The following is an 18362-nucleotide window of genomic DNA, read 5'->3' on the forward strand; positions in this document are numbered from 1 at the left end:
TGCTTAATAGTTGCAGTAGTACTTTTAAATATCACTCTATAACGTAAAAGTTAGATATAAAAATCCACTAATAAATAACTTCCCTCCCTAAATTTCGTCATTATTTACTCAAGGTATTATAAAGAACTAAATAATATGATTTAAAAATATGTTTGTATAGAAATAATCATATTAATAAATAATTAAAATTATCAATAATTGATATTTAGATATATAGATGGGTGATTATAATCAAAAGTTACTATTAATGAGATTTGCAATATAGCGAAAAATAAGGGGCATAAAATGACATTTGCCTTTGACCTTATCGTATAAAAATAGACAAAGGATCACTGCAATGGTTTCTATATCCAAAGATTTCACTAACCTGCTCAATACCCTGATCGATGGACAGATTGAGGCTGCGGGTCGTCAGACCGAATGGTTCAACATGAGTCCTGATGAGCGTACCGACTACATCAGGCAGGTAGACGAGCGGTTACAGGAAATGCAGCAGAGCACTCTGAGTGTGCTGGCTGCTCAACATTTTCAGATGCAGGACAACCCCGTTTCTGTCGGCGACCAGTTGCAGACGCTACAGGAAAGACGGCAGCAGATGAATAATGTGCCTGGCACACCGGCTATCAATGCCTACAAGCAGCAACTGGACCGCGACATCCTGTTATACCGCCGCCAGCAGACGGCCATAACGCACTTTGACAGCACTTGGCGTAAGGCTTTGGTCATGCTCAACCCCGACGGCTCCAAGCCTCTGAACGTGACGACACTGAGAGAAAATGCGGCGGACAAGCAGGCTAAGTTGGATACCGAGATCAAACGTCTGGAACAGCAACTGACCATACAAGTGGCTGATTCCACGTTCAGCCAAAAATACGTGACGCTGTTTTCCGAGCTACAAGCCTATAAGGACGTCAATGCCCGCTATAACGCCTTGCTCAAGGCATCCTCTACGGAAGAGGCTTCGGCTCTCGGTGCGTTGACCAAGGTGCCTCAGGCCTCCGATGATCTGCCGGTAAATATTTCATTGCTGATGATGGAGGAGCGGCCTGGTTACATCCGCATGAATGTCGCGCTAGTTAATGCCAGCACCGATGGCCGCTTCAAGGACTTTTTCCTGGAGAACGGTCGGCTGGTGGTGCCGACGGACGGGGTACTCAATTTCTCCTTCGGTACCGCAGCCCGCTCACTGGCCTGGCAACAACAATACCGACTCAAGAGTGAGCCGCCATCTTTTCGCTCGCCGACGTATACGCCAATTCGCTCGGTGCTGGTCAAAACCGAATTCGTCGAGAAGTACTTCGCCAACTACTTGGTTTCAGAAAGCACCTTGCGCGGAGGCTTCAAGGCGCAGTTGCTGAGTAACGGTCGCAAGATGCTGCTGACCAGCGTTGACCGCAAAGTACCGAACCAGATCGGGATTCAGGTGTCCGGTCAGGCTCCGAATACGACCATTACCCGTGAGGTGCCATTAGCAAGCGCCTTGAGTGACCTGATCAACCAGAATGCGGATATCGCGAGCTTCCAGACTATCGGCCTGGAGGGGTTTCGCCGGAGCAGTTACCATCCGGATCGTGATGGACTTTTCGTCAATATCCATGAGCTGGAACGTTCGGTCGGTTTTGCCGGTCGCCAGTACTTGCTGGAAATGCCTCAGGGTAATGATTATCTGTCCGCGACGCCTTTTGGCGTGATGAGCGTTGACGGCGACAAGGTTAGTAGCAGTCATTTAAGCAAGGCACAGACTGACACACTGTATCAATACAATGCTGCATTTTTCGAGAAGCTGGAGCAACTGCGTGGCGGTGGTACGAAGGTCAGTCGCCTGTTTGAAGGCAGCAGCGAGCGCACCGTGTTCGTGCAGCAGCTAGTACGTTTGCTTGAACGTAATCACATCACCCCCGCAGGAGTGTTGGTGCCGGAGTACCCCCGTAACAACATGCGCGATATTAAGGGTAATAATTTGAACAAGGTGCTGTGGGAACAGGCGTTCGCCGCTTCGGTTTGGCAGAGCAGCAATAATGACCCGTTACTGTTTGGGCTGGCGACGAGATTGGTGAAAAACCCGGCTGTGGTCAAGGTCCTGCAAAATGGCTATGTGCAAAGTGACATCGCTCAGGCCAAGGAGCTACTGGCACCGCTGTACGAACAATGGCGTACTCGGGCCATCGAAGCGGAAATCCAGCGGGTCGCCAGCGCTAATGCAACACAGCATCCAAGTAACCCGAAAGTACATGTTTTCGATCAGGCAGAGGTTGAACGTTCGCTGGATGGCAAGTTGCTCACCCTGTTGTTGACAGGTCCTCAGGGCCTTGAGAATGCCGATGCGCAACTGCGTTCGGTGGTTGAGGCGGCGCTGTTGAGTAATGAAGGCAGGAGCCTGCGCAAACAGATTTTGTTCCATGCCTTGCGCCCGGTAGCCGATAGCTTTTCCAAAGCCGCAGTCCCGGTTAATCCTCACGTTGAACTGGGTGCCAGCAAAGTTATGATCAATAACCGGTTGAATCAGCCTGACCCGTATCTGATCCTCAATACCAGCTCTGAGGAACAAGTGCATCACGATGATTCGTACCTAATCAAAGATGATAAGTACCGCAGCTACAACCAGTTCCGTCCGGACCCCAAGAATGACGCCACACGTTATATGAATGACCTAGACACTCCGTTCGTGGGGGGGATTTCCGGGACCACCCAGACGGTCAGCAATGCCTTGCCGGAATTGTTCGGTGGCGTGTTGAGCGTCAAGCAGTACTGGCAATTCCAGATGGCCAATGCGGCCTTCATGATACGTAACGGCTATCATTCGTTCTTCGAAACCTTCTATGTCGCTGCGCGTTATGAACCTGAGGGGGCGGACAGTATCGGCAAGGAGATGTTGCGGATGTTCGACAAATATCGTGCCGAAGGCAGCAAGAAGGCGTTGCTGGGTAAGTTATATGACGGAGTGATGGCGCGAGTCTTGCCGATCATCAATCAGGGTTTGCCGGCGGTTGACGAGTTCTATCCACCGCGCTTTACTCGCATTGGTCCAAGGCCGGCACTGTTGGGGCAGGCGGTGAAGGATCTCGAACTCAAGGCCGGGCTAGCGTCTGTAGTTGATGGGTTTGAGCCCCGTCAAGGCAGCGCAGATATCCATCAGTTTGCCACTGATTCTACATTGTTTGCCAAAACCCACACCATCAGTGCTGAGGCGCTGATCAGGTCAGGACGCCTACCGGCAGAGGGGAGCGTCCAGTTGGTGAAGATTGGGTCAGGCTTGTATGAACTCGAATACACGGAGAAAAGCGCTAATGACATATCCTCAAGCAGTGTGTCGGCGTACTTCCTCGGCTACAACGGCCCGAACCAAGCCAATGCGGTACCCGCCTATGTGGACATTCCCAAGCAGGCGGCTGCGGGGAGTTTTCTGTTCACCGGTACTATGTCGGGCGGCTCGCTGGTGGTGACTAGTCTCGATGCCAATACCTATCGGGTCTACCACGATGGTCGAATCAACAGTTCGCTGCTATACGACAACGTGGTGATGGCAGTGGACTACAAAGATTACCAGGTAACTGCCACTACCGAAGGTCTCGCTGCGGCATACATGCAGTACATTAATAACGAATGGCAGTTGGTGTTCCAGCGTCAGGAGTATCAGCGAGACGGCCAGATGCTCCGGCTAAGGTCGCGTGATGACAAGGAGCCGCTCTCGATCCAGGTGGCGGACAGTCAAGTGGTTGAACGAAATGAGGCTCAATTTGCCACTTACCGTGAGCAAGTTCACCAACGACTAAAGAAAGTAGCTGCCCAGTTCGGGGTGTCAGTCGAAGGGATCACCGAGGGTGTATACACAGAGGGTGAGTTTTCTCTTGATCATCCGGCGATTGCTGCATGGGCCAAGCTGTGCGCTGAGGTTTATGACAGGCTCAACGCTGATACCAAGCAATTGGTGGACAAGCGAAACAAACTCTATGAAAACCGACGCAATACCATTCGGCGCGACTTAATTGACCAACAGATAAAGCAGCTCAATATCACTCTGGAATACTACAAGGCGCAATACGATACGGTTCTGCGTGAAGCGGGCTTTGTCGAACAAAGCTGGCTCTGGCAGCAGATCAAGGCCAAAAACGGCAGCGCTGCGGTGGTACGAATCGATGATACAGCCATTCAAGGCGGGGGTAAGCAGCGCACCAATAGCGTGGGTGAACGTTACGCTATCTCTGAGTCCTATCAGCGTGGGGCATCAGGCACTGGGTTCAGCGATGGCTTACGTAACTTCCGTGAGATTGAGATCCCCGGGGTAGATGACAAAATGTCGGCCTTGGAGATGAAGCGTCTATTTCTTGAGGGAAAACTCACCCCTGAACAACGGGGTGCCTTGAGCGGTCGCATCACAGAAGCTAGTCGGGCTGAGTACATCGAGAAGGTGCTGCGGCAGACTGCGGTATTCAGTGAGGATTTCCATGACGCTGGTAGTATTTTCGACCACTTGGTACCACAGGACTTTTATCTGTCGTTGGTCGGTGACCGATCCGGTGGCCGTTGCTACCCTTTGGTCAGGGCTATGGCTGTGGCATTGGCCAGTCGCGGCGAGTCCGGCATCAACAGTCTGGTGCAAAAGCTGTTCTTCGCCGCTGCTGACCCGCAGGCAGGCAGTTCCATGCTGCTCAGGAACAGCCTGATCAGGCTACACTCCAATATTGAAGCTGTTCAGGCTTCCAAGGAGCTGGGGCAGTTCGGATTGTCCGAAGTGGTATCGCGGCTGGCTGAAACGACCGGAACCTCGATGTTCGCGCTCAATACCCAGAATCATTCGATGATGGTAGGGAGCGCTGCCACGACCGAAGGCCGTCGCTACTACTTCTATGACCCGAACGTCGGGATCTTTGCTTTCGACAACACCAGAAGTCTGTCTAGGGCTATGGAGCAACACTTAGTGGGGCGTAGACTGGCCGTGCACTATGGCTCGTTCGGCAGCAAGTTGGTGCCGACCTTCAACCTGATTGAGATCGATACCGCCAAGATGGCTGAGGTGCCTGTGGGTAATGGCCTGAACGTAGCCGACTTGACCCGATTCGAGGAACTGTCCAGTGTCATCGGGCAGCGGCACCAGGTCGAGCAGGCGGTGAGTGTACAAGGACGGGTCATGGAGGACTTACGACTGGGCACCGCGTTGAGGACCTTTGATGCTGAGCAATGGGGCGCACGGTTCGAAGCCGCTAGTACCCGGCTGGCGCAAGAGCACCAACTGGACAGCCGTTGGCTACCGATCATCGCCACAACGGAAGATTTGGGGGAAGGTCGCTATCAGGTCCAGTTCATCAACCGTGACCAACCCGAGCAAATCCGCAGGTTAGCTACTGACGATAGCACCTTTATCGAATTCCGGCGCTTCGTTGATGAGCACATGAGTGTGTTAAACGAACACTTTACTCTGGAGCATGGTCGAATGCGGCCTCGCGGTGGGGTTGGCGAGGCCGCACCTGTGGATGGGTTGAATGCCGGATTCGCGGTCCAGACACTGATCCAGTGGTTTTCTGACAAGAGCCGCCACAATGCTGCAAGCGGAGTGGTTTCGCCTGATTTGGCCACTGCGCTCAAGGTTCACAGTTACCTCAACTTTGTCCAGATGGCTCACAGTGGTGTGCAGGACGTAGCTAAGGTCACTGAACTGGTGCGTACGGCGCTGCGCGGCGAAGTGGTAGCCGCCGAAACCTCGTTAAAGGACTTTGCTTCGAATCTGGGCCATACCGTCAACGAAGGTGCCGGTGTGTTGTTTGGCGGAGTCATGGTCGGTTTGGATGCTTATGAGCTGGCCCACGCTGAGAATGATGTGCAGAAAGCCGTATTTGGTACCCAGTTAGCGTTCGACTCGGCCAGTTTTGTCACCGGCGCAGCCGGAGTGGGGGCTGGGTTGATCGGTGCTTCGACAGCCGGGGCGGTACTCGGTGGGGCCGGAGTGATCCTTGGCGGGCTGGCGGTGGGCTTTACCGCACTGGCGCAGGCCTTTGGTGCGGTGGCCGAGGATGCCAAGGCGGTGGGCCATTACTTTGATATGGTCGACAAAGCGTACAAAGGCAATGGCTATCGATATGACAACGAGAAACAGGTGCTGGTGCCTTTGGCTGGTGCGGTGATCAAAACTGTAGATCTGCGCAAAAATCAAATTGACTTCGACAGTCAGTACATTTATCGCACCCATTCGGGTTCTACCGGTTCGGGGGAAATCAATTACTTCTTCTGGGTCGGTGACTTTCCGCGAATGGTCCACGACCGTGGTCAGGCGATCGAGGTACGCAGCGGCATTGGTTATAAGGATGTCTCCCGACCTCTTGAACACGGCGACAGCAACGTTGTGATCTTGCCGGGCACACCCAAGTCCTACATCAACTACGAATACATGTTGCTTCCCGGTGCCACAACTCGCCACGATGCTGGCTTCGACGTGATCCGCAGGCTTGAGGAAGACAAGCGGTTCGACTACGACTTCTACATCTTTCCGGGGGAGCAAACAATCCGCAGGATTCATCATGAGTACGTTGACACCCTGATTGAAGTGATGCTCGATCAGCGCAACCGGCAACTCGTGGTCCCCGAACTGCCTAAGGAGCTGCACGGCTTTCTGCGCTATGAGATCAAGGGGGCGGGTGGCGAATACCTGATCGGCCTCAATGAAGGTACCCGGGTTAAGCTTATGAGCGATGTTGCTAGTACGTGGATCATCGACAGCAGCTTGCTTGCTAGTGACAACATCCGCGTGTCGAAGAACCAGTTGGTGGTCGGCGGGGTTGTGGTAGAACTCATTCCTGCCCTGAATGAGCAGGTATTGATAGTCAACGGCAAAGGTGATGTGCGCAAAGTTGATTTCGCTAACCTGACAGCCCAGGTGGTGAGCGAAGATGCGAGCAAGTGGCAGGTGCCGGGCCATAGCATCGAGCAGCACCTAAGTGAACTTGCCAAGGCGCATCAGCTACATGGACAGTACGTGGTGGTGGAGAACTACAGCCACAACGGGCGAGGTGTCGGCCGAGCGTTCTACGATGTAACCAAAGAACGGATGCTGTTCACCGATACCACCAATGAACAGGCTAAGCATGCTCAATTGGGTGCGGTGATAGGCAATTATGCCTATTTCTACGACGCCGACAATGCGGTGGCGTGGCGGGTAGACATCGCCACTGGACAGGTCGACGCGCAGTTTGAGCCTTGGTTTAACAATAATGCGGGCAAGATCAGTCGGTTATGGCAGGAGGGAGATGCAGTCTACCTAGCGCGCCGTTATCGGCTAAAAGAGAGGGAGGCTGAGTTGAGCTATCGGATACTCGGTGACCGAATGGAGTTGGTGAGTGCGGTGGGTGATGATGAGTTGCTTCAGCGTTCGGCACGCACTGATCGGCATGGTGATGAGCTTGAGGTTATACTCCAGGGCTACAAGAGCAATAGTACTCAGCGCGGGACACTAATGTATACATTGGGGGCACGGCTGATCCAGCCGACCAGTGCGGCGCTGGTCACGGTGTTTGGTGTGGATGCGGCTGGTGTGCCGCACCGCTATTGGATACGCACCAGCGACGGTACGTTAATCAAGCCGAATCTGGCACCACCAGCGGATCAGACCTTGCACTTCGAAGCACACGAGCAGACCCGCAGTGCCTGGCAGATCCCGGCCGATCTGGTGTTGGCGGGGAGCATGCCGCAGCCTGGCGGCAAGGAAGTATTTTTCTTCTACAGTAAGGAGCAGAAGACACTGTTCCGCCAGGAAGGGCCAGGGCAGGCGGTACTTAACGCCAACCAGCCGAGTGCATTGCGGGTTACCACACCTGCACTGGCTAACGTGATTAATTTGAACGATCACTTGGTCGTGATGACCGAGGATGGACGTGTGGCCCTGCTTGATACACAGGGACAGCTTAGTTACGCAGCGGTTAACGAGCATTGGCTTAAGGGGTGTACCCACTGGTGGCAGGACTTGGCCAGTGTCACCGACGGCGGAGCTACCCTGGCGGTGTTCGGGGTTAAAGGTATCGACGGCAAGAGCCTATTGCCAGTGTGGTACCACAACGGTCAGGTAGTCGTCGCTTCGGCCCCCCTGCAAGACAAACATCCGCAGTTCTTAGGTTTTGAAGCGGATGGCTCCGGTGCGCGACTGTTCGAACCCGCCAGCGGCAAGTTGTATCGTCAGCCGCCTATGACTGCCGATGCGTTGGCTGCTGCATTTGGTACCGATGAGGTGCTTGAAGTTTCCGCGCAGCTTCCCGCAGCCAGCGAGTTGGAACCTGAACTGCACTTCAAGGCGGCGGAACAAGTTGATGCCGGGCTACGCCTGACTACCGTCAAAGGTGAGATCTTGTTGCGAACCAATGACGGCAAATTGCAGTTGGTTGCTGTCGACAAAGAGTGGCAACAGGGCAACCTCACCCGTTTGTCACAGGCACTTGCTGAGGTTGTCGGCCAATGGCGAGCTAAAGGCGTGCTGACCTTGCAAGGCGATGGCATACAAGGCTGGTTCGATATCGGTAGTGGTCAGGTGTTCTCCAGAGGTGGCATTCCTGCTACGGAAAACCTGCGTTTTATCGGAATTGCTGCTGGGAAGAAGGGCGCATACGTGTACAGCCCAACAGACCAGGTGTTGTACCAAGTCAAGGATGGCGGTGCGCAGAAGCTGAACCATTACGCCGGTGTCGAGCGCATTGGTTCGTCGTTGTTGCTTCAGGGGGGAGGCAAGGGCGATCTGATACCACTGCTGATCGCCGGTGTCGACAGCGTGGTGTTGCATGGTAGTGCCGGTAGCGATACCTATCGCCTCAGCCAGATGATGTGGTCGCATTATCGCACGGTCGTTATTGACAACGATGACCCGGGCCAGGTTCTAGACCGCTTGATCATGTCGGTGGTTGATGTGGAAAAAATCCTCGTTAGCCGCCACGAGGATGACTTGATGTTGACTGACTCGGCTAATGGCACGGCCTTGGTGATGCGTAAGGTGTTCGGTAAACAGGCGGTGACGCACCAGCATTTGCAAATTGAGCTGGAAGGTTCCTCGTCGGTGATTAGTGTTAATCACTTGGTCAAGGGTTTTGCCAGAATAGGAGCAGCCAAAGTTGGTTTGTTCGATCTGTCTTGGGTCATTTAGTAGTTGGTGATGCTGGTGGATATTGTCGCCTCGGTCACGGACGCGAAGGTGCTAGCATAGCTAAGTTGGGCGGGAAGATGGCGTTCACGAGAACCTGCCGCAAAGCCGTCAAACTGGCAGGCGGTACCGATAACTTCACTGTCTTGAGTTAGCAGGAGAAACCACAGGAAGGGTGTAAATCCCTTCCTGTCTCTGGGCTCTGGTCGAATCATTCCTTCTGTAGCAGCAGATCATAATCAAATCCATCGAAGGCTTGCGGTCAAGTTATTGCAAGGTGGTACTGAAAGGTATTCCCAGAATAGTAAGATTGCGTATTTGCTAGAGCGTGGGTTGATGTTGTATATCGATGCTGATCCAGAGAGAAGAATGTTAGTCGGATAAAACAGAATATTCTCGCTGTTGGCTGAACTTATTTTTTCTACATAAACTCCTTGTCACAAGATAGGGAGTTTTTTTGAACTGATGCAATCTTTTATAACTAGCTCTATTTTGATTAATAATAAGAATAGCTGAGCAATCAATAAACAACACGGTTTCACCACAGTGTAACTGTCGATGGCAGTTCGGATATATACCCGTCATCTTTCAAGCTGCTTCTTTGTTGGCTGCACTCACCCCGGTTACATAGTTATCTATGCTCCCGGGGATTCGCTCCCTTGCCGTCGCGATGTAACTTGAAATCCATAGGGTATAACAACATTAAGTTAATTAGCTCGTCGCCTTCTCCCAATACTTTTTTAGGTTTGTGATGAAGATTCCGTCCCGTTTCAGGTGTGAAACGCTAACCACACATTGGATATGTTCTATATTGTTATTATTTTATTCCTGCCCTTTTGCGTGTTTTTTCAGATATTGTCCAGTCTGTGCTCAAAATAACTTTCTCATTGGGGATCATAAGGGTTAAATTCGGATTTGACTTTAGATGTGACGTTGGATTGGAATATCTCTCAGGTTAATGAGTTGGTATTTCCTCCCTTTTGGGCCGTCACTGAGAAATATCTAGTTTCTCATTTCGGATGACCTAAAATACTTGCTGTGTATCCACCGTTTACTTTGTCGGGGGGCTACGCTCACACCATTGCCAAATCTTCTTCCAGATTTGGTAATCCACATAGCTAAACGTTTCTTTGGCAACAATAGGACAATAATAATTACCCCCATCCCCTGATAATCGGATTGAGTTTGCTTATCAGCACATTCACTGTGACTATTTTATGTTTTTCTATGACTGACATGACTTTATTAAGAAAGGTTTTCAGGTTTTTCTTTGAAGTGTTCTTAGCTCAAGGCTCTAAATCTGCTAAACATAACGCAAGAGTTCATCATGGTAGTGGGTTAATAAAGAAACGGAATAAGTTAGCTAAGGCAGAATAATGCTTGTGGAAGCGAGTGTCATTGGTTACTCCGCGTAGTTTTCGAGGCGTTTATAGTGCGTTACTCAAAACATGGATAAAAATCGTGCAGGGCAAAGTTGTTATTGTGAACGTGGAGGGTTACTGCTCAACATGGGTGATAAACTGGCGTAGAACATAACCGGGTAACTTTCATCGCCAAACGGTGGTTTATATGTTTGAGGATATCTGATTCCAAAAGTGTACGGATGTACCGCAATTTTGCTCTTCCTTTCAGGCTACGGAAGTTTTTTAGCCGTTTATGACGGCTATGTGACCATCTTATTATGGTGAGCAGTGAGTTCAAATTAGCGAGTTTTTTGAATTGTGATAAGAGGACGTTTAGTGGATTATCAAGTCGAATTCGCCATTATCATTTTACTGTATGTTGTGATCAGAGCGGGATTTTACTTTAAGAGGATTGTTTTTTGTCCAAAAAAGGTATCCTACGTGAAAAATATGCTTTCTTGTTTCCAGAAAACAATCCAGATTTTACGTACGAACACCTGTGGTTGTTTTTTAGATAAAATGTAACCCCGCCCTGATGTCATGGTTCATAATTACATTTTTATCCCTTAAATGTTTTCATTAATTCAATTACAATACTTTTCAATTTTTAACAGGGGGCGGATTCGACTAATAAGCTACCGTCCTGATGGTCAAGTTCTGATAGCATAGTTTTTATCATATGATGGCTGAGTCACTTAAGCGAAGCCCGTCGACCATCAGCAGAGAATTGAAGAGAAATCAAGAGATCCAAACATAATGAAAAAAGAGGCAAAATTAAAAATCGGATCAGTATTATGGTTTGGAGTTTGCAGATCATGAAATCATTGGTAAAAAATTAGAAACACAAATATACTTTTTCTACCCTTATTTGCCTTGGGAAATAGGGAACAATTAGAATATCAATGGGTTAATTAGACAATACTTTCCAAAGAGAATTGATTTTAATCAAGTCTCAGCTAAGGAAATAAATTTTGTGGTAAACCGATTAAATAATCGCCCCCGAAAAACCCGGGGAGGGAAAACCCCGAATGAATTATTTAAAGGAATACGAACATGTTTACTTCCGGATTAACGATGTTGCACTTATTATGTGAATCCAAGAGGAATTAAGCCCAAATTAACTGCATTAATGACTACGGTCTTATTACTGATTTTTGCAATAAGTATGGCAACATTTCATAGCCCGAAATTAATGCTAAATTTTAGTGTATTAACCTGCGCAGCTTGTGCAATGTTCCTTTACTTAGGAAGTACTAAAGAACAATTGTAGAAATTCTGATATTCAGACAAAACGTTATATACCATTTCTTCTAACTTAGTTAATTTTTAGGAGTATTAATTATGTCTGTTTTACGTCTTGCTTACTATGAACTTTCCTCAGATCTGTTGCAGGGATTCCGTCAGGTAAAACAAGGATTGGAAGGCAGTCCATTAGGTTTACCAATTATCGAACTAGTCTATCTGCGTGTATCACAAATTAATGGCTGTTCATTCTGTTTGAATATGCATACCAAAGCATTACGTGAACGTGGTGAGTCTGAGCGTCGTTTGGCAGAACTTGCAGGTTGGCGTGTCAGCTCCCAATTTACTTCCCGTGAAAAGGCGGCTCTCGCGTGGGCTGAATCACTGACTTATGTGGTTAATACACACGCTGATGATAACGACTATCTACCTGTGAAAGAGCATTTCTCTGACAAAGAAATCTCTGATCTCACTTTTGCGATCGCTCTGATGAACGGGATGAATCGACTTGCTGTAGGTATGCGCCAGTAGCAGCCATAAAAGGCTGTTAATGCTTAGTTTGTCACATTGATTATACTTGGATCTATTGAACCACCTATTACCTAGCGGTTTCAGGCACGATCCAAGTTTAACTTACTGTCTACTATAACAGAATCATCAGCCCCTGATGATCATGACAATAAACCCTCAATCACCATCGCCGAATCATAGTTGTGGTGATAAAGCTAGAGTAGATATTATCTGTATGAATTACCTGAAAAAGAAGCAGGTCTGGGAAGTCCTGTTTAATGATCACACGTTGGGTGCCGGAAATTTCTTGTTCAGAGCACATGCTGCTTATGGCGGTAGTAGAGATGACTTCCTGTTTCTGGAAAAGCCATTTGTTGGTCCACGTGGCATGGCATATCACTCCTTTTCCCTAGATAGCTTGCTTCAGCAGGTTGGCGATCTAGCTGCTTGGTATACTCGTCATGGGCTAACGGCTGGGCAGCATGTATGTTTATATCTAGGTGACGGTATTCCCTCTTTTTTACATTTCTTGGCGTTAAACAGTATAGGATGTGTGGCGGTGCTGATTAACGGTCACTTACGTTCTAATATCGCTGCGTTATATGTGCAGCGTAACCATTTCGATATTTTGGTGTACGACTACGAAACGGAAGTGCGCTGGAACCTGAACTGCGCTGACAGCGTTCTAAAGAATTTATCCTCTCTGCGAGCAGTGTTTAAGGAAAATCAGACTGAAAACCTACCTGCATTACAGTGTGATATCTGGCCAGTGGCTATTCAAGATGAATCGATCGTGATGGTATGCCATAGCTCCGGTACCACCGGTATTCCGAAGGCAGTACTATTTGGTCATGCACAGTTTTTTGATGGTAAGCGCAAACGGTTGCGCGGTTTTATGGAACAGGAGCATGACAAACTGGCGACCGCTATGCCTCCGACCCATGCTGCCGGAATCAGCTATCTAATGACTGCAACTATGTTGCAACTGCCGACTCTGGCGTTGGCCACCCAGACGGGTGAGGCTGTTGCTGCACTGATAGCTGACTTCCAACCCACGATTGTTACTGCATTCTCACAAACCTACGCCTCATTTGCTGGGCTGGATTTGCCGGATGATTATTTGCAATCGGTGTGTCGTTACTACAACACAGGTGATACTGCACATGAAGCACATATTCGTCAACTGTTGCGCTTATCTCCTCTGGCGAGGTTTACCGATATGTTTGGTGCTTCAGAGCTCGGCATGTCGCAGTTCTTCAAAGTCTCTACCGCACAGCAGATGGTTAGCAAACGTCGATACCGCAGTGGTGCCAGATTGACAGAGCACTGCAGCACTGTTGTGTCAGTCAAAAAGTCGAGCGAGGCTTTGAGCTTGTTTCATCGCCTGTTCGTAGCAGGTGACATTAGCGAAGCCCAGCAGTAGTCCTTTTCCACAATCATTTTGGTGAGCGCGGGCTGATAAGGCTCCAATGCTGATGTCATATTGTTTGGCTCGTCTTACTAGTTCCACATCATTTTCTGAATGATGCAGACGAGCCAACAAATGTAGACCACAGGCTGGCATATCAAAATACATCCGATCACCGAACACACTACGCAGACTATCAATCACCATTTTCCGGCGAATTGCATAAGCTGCTCTAGTTTTGCGCAGATGACGGGATAAGTGATTCTCTTTCATAAAATCAGAGAGTACCACTTGATTCAAAAGCGGACTACCATCTTGCCAAGTCTGACAGGCTGAGTTAAAGCATGACAATAGTTCCATGGGAACCACCAAGTAACCCAGTCGTAGTGAAGGACTCAAAATTTTACTGAACGTACCAATATATAACACATTGTCTGAAGAACCTGCACTGGCTAGAACAGGGAGTTTGCATCCATCGTAGCGATATTCACTGTCGTAATCATCTTCAATAATAAAGGCATTGTTCTCTTTAGCCCAAGAAAGTAGTTCTACCCGACGTTCCAGTGATAGTGAGACACCCAGAGGACTTTGACTAGCCGGAGTGACCAGTGCAAAACGAGCTTTTGGAGCTAGTTCTTTACCAATTTTAACACACAAACCATCCTGATCCACTGGTACAGGAATCAGTTCGGCTCCCATGTTAGTCAGAAGCTGGCGGCTGGGCGGAAAACATGGATCTTCGATCCAGATTTGATCCAGTGGCTGTATTAAAGTACGTCCAATAAGGTTCAGTGCTCCCTTGTATCCTGCTGTAATAAAAACTTGTTGTGGTACGCAGCTTAAACCTCGTGATACCTGAAGATAGGAGGCAATCGCCTCACGCAAAGGAGGATAACCAGCAGGTTGTGGGAGCGACAAAAAATGATTTTGCGATCTAAGATGGCGAGTATTGAGGTTTGCCCAAACTTTTCTGGGGAATAGATCTAGTGCTGGTAATCCTAACTGATACGGACGTGGAAGATCCTCTGTTCCTGATGTAAAAAGTGAAACGCTAGCGTCCTCTTGGATGAATACTCTTCCTGTTGCTGGCTTCGAGGTTTGAAGTTTTTCTAACCGTATTGAGACAATGGTCCCAGCAGAACCTCTAGCCTCTAAATAACCAGTTTCAACCAGTATCCCATAAGCTAATTCGACAGTGCTACGTGATAATTGTAATTCACTGGCCAATGTTCGGATAGAAGGCACCCGTTGGCCTGGTATTAAAACTCCTTGCTGGATACTTTGTACAAAACGCTGATAGATTTGTTGATATAAAGGTTGGTTCTTATCATTTAATGAAAAATCAGTTAAATTCATTTAAATACCTTTTAAAACACTCCATTTTCTAAAATCAAACCTGTGTATACAGCACATAATCTATTTGATAGTAAGGATATTTTATGCACAAGTAGTACTCTATTATAAGGAAAACTAATAACCTTGCAGAAAAACGGAAGAATAAATTGTAGAGTAACAAGCTTCTCATTAGCTTTATATTTAGTGAGAGTTGCTAAGGCTATCACTCCATATGATTACAGACAATATATATCACATAATAATAATTAACTTCAGTGAAACATTTTTAAATGTTTCGGGTTATTGACAAAATACTGGTTTTTTTATCTGGTACTTTGTTTTAATTAAGTCTCGTTCACCAAACGGAGCTTGCCGCGCTGATGATCAAAAATCATTTGGTCCATAAAATCGATTCCGCCATTGATTTTGAATTTATCCGCGAATTAGCCACCCTGGTGTATTGCCACAATAATGGCCGACCGCCTATCGATCCGGTCATATTGCTCAAGATGATGTTACTGGGATATTTATTTGGTATTCTCAGTGAAAGTACAACGTTGGAAAAATTAAAAAGAGTGAGTCAACTGTAATATATTACCATTTGACTATACATATCCGCAGATTATCTCGCATTACTCAATGTTCTGACTTGATGTGACCAAAAAAGTGAGGATTAGCTCAAGTCACGACTAATATTCTCTCAATGGCACGATAATCCCTTTGACTGGTTTAAAATGCCACTGATGCGCTGCGCTTGTCTTTTCTAATTTACTGGGCTAATTGGCGGTTTCAATATTCAGACTCAGGTTGCTGTGAATGCCCTGTTCGCTTTTCTTTCGCAGGTAGTGCGGTCTGTATTCAGCCAATACGCCCGGGATATCCATACCAAAATGGGTTACGGGAATGGGTTTATTAAGGTTATTGCCTTTCATATAAGTAAGGTCGGCATGATAAAGGTATTTTGGGGATTGAACGGAACACTCTCCGCATTGCTGATTAACAGGCCATCAGTTTCATGAGAATCCACCAGATAACTACAAAGACCTATTAATGAATCTGTACCGCGTTTGATATCCAGCTCTTCCGCAGACTTCTGCTGCTCTGCCAGTAAACACCTTGCCACCAAACCGATGAAGTAGATGCCGGATAATCACTGGCAATTCCGCCGCTATTTTATCCCGTAGGAGTGGATCACGCTCATTTTCCGGCACAACTTCCGAAGAATTGAAAATCACCCGACGCCGTGACACGCTACTACTGCGATCACTGAAACTCATTGCGTTATTGTTTACCGCTAGTACCACAGCAGGAATGCGGATTGAATAAGGTTGTTTGTGTTTCGGGTCAATAGCAACTTCATCTCTTCCCGTCAGAATACTCTGAAAAATACTTAGTAAATTGCTTAATTTATTATTTTTGTTAATTATATTTATAATAGTTTTGTTTTTTCGACATGTAAAACTCAGATGAATATGCTTAATGCTACATATAATACGTTTCATTAATGTTAGTTTGTTGCTATTTTTTTGCGTAATTACAGTTGGTTAGTCTGAATGTTCGCCTTTGTGGTTAATTATCAGTCTCATGGTGGGGCCGGCGCATGACCCGAAAAGCCTGTATGCGCTGCTGCTGCGCTTCTTGGCATGGCGGCAGGAGCGGAACTGGTCGGAAACCACGCTGAAAGTACAGACCCATCACACCTATCACTTTATCCTGTGGGCCACGGACCGGGGCCTGTACTATGCCTCGGATATCACGCGGCCGATACTGGAGCGTTACCAGCGCTACCTGTACCAGTACCGCAAGACCAACGGAGAGCCGCTGAGCATCCGCACCCAACACACGCAGTTGCAGCCGTTACAGGTGTGGTTCAAATGGCTGACGAAACAGAACCTGATACTGGCGAACCCGGCAGCGGACATTGAGTTGCTGCGGGAAGAAAAACGCCTGCCGCGGTATATCCTGAGCATTGATGAAATCGAGCATATCCTGTCGCTGCCTGACCCGAATACGTTGCAGGGCGCGCGACCGGGCCCTGATGGAGCTGCTCTGGTCAACAGGGATACGATGCAGTGAAGCGGCCCGGCTCGATATCTACAGCATTGACGGGTCACGCAAAACCGTAACCATCCGGCAGGGCAAGGGGAATAAAGACCGGGTATTGCCCCTCGGCGAACGGGCCTTAAACTGGCTCCAGTTCTATCAGCAGCAGATTCGCCCGCAACTGCTGGTCACCCCGGACATCCAGTCGCTGTTCGTAGCAATGGACGGTCTCGACGGGTTGCAGCCGAACGGTATCACCCATGCCGTGAGCGGTTATATCCGTGCCGCCGGCATTGAGAAAAAAGGCACTTGCCACCTGTTTCGGCATGCGATGGCGACGCAGATGCTGGAGAACGGCGCGGACCTGCGCTGGATACAGGTCATGTTAGGCCATGTCAGCGTGGAGTCAACCCAGGTGTAAGAGCAAAACTTCCGCGATGAAAAAAGTGAGCGTTTCGGATTTGGTCTTCGTGCCAGCCACAGTCGCTCTGCGGGTAGAATGTGGGTACTGAGCCTACTGGCAACACTGAGCACAATCGTCCTGTGGCTTATTGGTTATCACGCGGAGAATAAGGGATTACATTTGAGATATCAGGTCAACAGTATCAAATCACGGCGGGTCATCTCATATCTGACGTTAGCGGAGAATGTCTTACGACATTCCCTACTGATTTTAAAGCGAATATCACTGAATGATGCTCTTAACCACTTAACAAGGGTCTACCGCAATATGGTGCTGGTTTATTAGCGCCGATTTGTGGGGATCCCTCAGCCCCAGGGGGGGGCTTCCCTGTTAAAAAGCGTCACCTGCGGGCCTGGCCCGCCCGCACCCGGCCAACCCGCGTCAGCGGCGCAGACAAGCTGCACCGCCGCCACGGGTTCCCAATAAAACCCGGTTCTGGCAGGCAAAGCGGGCCGAAACCCGGCACTGACATCAGGGAAAAAGTGAGCTAAAATCGGCAAAATGCCCGTCGGGGCGAGTTGATATGTTCTTTAACAGGGTGGGAAAAGCCGGCGAAGAAAAAGGCTGCTAAATCAGGGGGAAAAGTGGCCTAAACCGTATGATGGCGTCGGGATAGTCCCTAAGACTGACTATATAACCTGAGGTTTGCTTAAGAAGGGAACTAAGTGCCTGAGGCACGATCAAAGTTTTTGTCAAAGAAAACAAAATCGTGGAGATCTTCAGGCATGTTTAATTTAGAAGAACTTTACTGCTGCGTCGATGACTTTTGCCAAAAATTTATTCCTCTCTGGCATCAACAGTTAATTGAACATGGTTTGCTCAAACGTCGCCGCGAAGCTTCCCTTT

General features: G+C 48.5%; 8 protein-coding genes and 6 pseudogenes. 10 read left to right on the forward strand and 4 right to left on the reverse strand.

Translation table 11 applies throughout. The features are described from left to right. The first annotated feature begins 337 nt into the window (after positions 1–337). Complete coding sequence (gene mcf / locus EAE91_RS13845) at positions 338–9115, forward strand: insecticidal toxin MCF (RefSeq protein ID WP_244868842.1); 8778 nt, start codon at positions 338–340, stop codon at positions 9113–9115. Further along, entirely contained in the window at positions 9103–9267 is a 165-nt protein-coding gene (locus EAE91_RS24250) for a hypothetical protein (protein WP_244868843.1), read from the forward strand. Before mcf ends, EAE91_RS24250 begins: the two co-directional genes overlap by 13 nt. An 896-nt stretch (positions 9268–10163) precedes the next feature. Here the strand turns inward: EAE91_RS24250 and EAE91_RS25000 are convergent. Further along, complete coding sequence (locus EAE91_RS25000) at positions 10164–10292, reverse strand: group II intron maturase-specific domain-containing protein (RefSeq protein ID WP_214089015.1); 129 nt, start codon at positions 10290–10292, stop codon at positions 10164–10166. After that, positions 10267–10374 (reverse strand): group II intron maturase-specific domain-containing protein, encoded by a 108-nt coding sequence (locus EAE91_RS25005; protein WP_376744749.1) that lies wholly within the window; start codon positions 10372–10374, stop codon positions 10267–10269. Before EAE91_RS25005 ends, EAE91_RS25000 begins: the two co-directional genes overlap by 26 nt. Positions 10375–11197: 823 nt before the next feature. Between EAE91_RS25005 and EAE91_RS25010 the strand changes: the two genes are divergently transcribed. From EAE91_RS25010 to EAE91_RS13875, 4 genes and pseudogenes are all read left to right on the forward strand, one after another. Further along, positions 11198–11272: a helix-turn-helix domain-containing protein gene (locus EAE91_RS25010; RefSeq protein ID WP_422615662.1), complete on the forward strand. Its 75-nt coding sequence runs from the start codon at positions 11198–11200 to the stop codon at positions 11270–11272. A gap of 39 nt (positions 11273–11311) precedes the next feature. Beyond that, positions 11312–11587: pseudogene (locus tag EAE91_RS13865) on the forward strand (IS30 family transposase); the annotation flags it as partial. A 269-nt stretch (positions 11588–11856) separates the two neighbouring features. Next, on the forward strand, positions 11857–12288 hold the full coding sequence (locus tag EAE91_RS13870; protein ID WP_214089011.1) for a carboxymuconolactone decarboxylase family protein: 432 nt from the start codon (positions 11857–11859) through the stop codon (positions 12286–12288). Between the two features lie 136 nt (positions 12289–12424). Further along, positions 12425–13690, forward strand: a complete 1266-nt coding sequence (locus EAE91_RS13875; RefSeq protein WP_244868844.1) for an AMP-binding protein — start codon at positions 12425–12427, stop codon at positions 13688–13690. Here EAE91_RS13875 and pdxR read toward each other — a convergent pair. Next, on the reverse strand, positions 13610–15031 hold the full coding sequence (pdxR, locus tag EAE91_RS13880) for a MocR-like pyridoxine biosynthesis transcription factor PdxR (RefSeq protein ID WP_214089012.1): 1422 nt from the start codon (positions 15029–15031) through the stop codon (positions 13610–13612). The genes EAE91_RS13875 and pdxR overlap by 81 nt on opposite strands. 359 nt (positions 15032–15390) lie before the next feature. On the opposite strand from pdxR, the pseudogene EAE91_RS13885 reads away from it, so the two are divergent. Further along, a pseudogene (locus EAE91_RS13885) lies at positions 15391–15582 on the forward strand (transposase); the annotation flags it as partial. Between the two features lie 204 nt (positions 15583–15786). Here EAE91_RS13885 and EAE91_RS13890 read toward each other — a convergent pair. Then, a pseudogene (locus EAE91_RS13890) lies at positions 15787–16383 on the reverse strand (DNA primase); the annotation flags it as partial. 214 nt (positions 16384–16597) lie between these two features. Between EAE91_RS13890 and xerC the strand changes: the two are divergent. The 3 pseudogenes from xerC to EAE91_RS25025 form a co-directional block, all read left to right on the forward strand. After that, positions 16598–17471 (forward strand): annotated as a pseudogene (gene xerC, locus EAE91_RS25015) (site-specific tyrosine recombinase XerC); the annotation flags it as partial. A gap of 3 nt (positions 17472–17474) precedes the next feature. Then, positions 17475–17801: pseudogene (locus EAE91_RS25020) on the forward strand (IS4 family transposase); the annotation flags it as partial. Between the two features lie 440 nt (positions 17802–18241). Beyond that, positions 18242–18362, forward strand: a pseudogene (locus EAE91_RS25025) (IS982 family transposase); the annotation flags it as partial.

The sequence above is a fragment of the Photorhabdus noenieputensis genome, assembly GCF_018448935.1.
In the GTDB taxonomy this organism is placed as follows: Bacteria; Pseudomonadota; Gammaproteobacteria; order Enterobacterales; family Enterobacteriaceae; genus Photorhabdus; species Photorhabdus noenieputensis.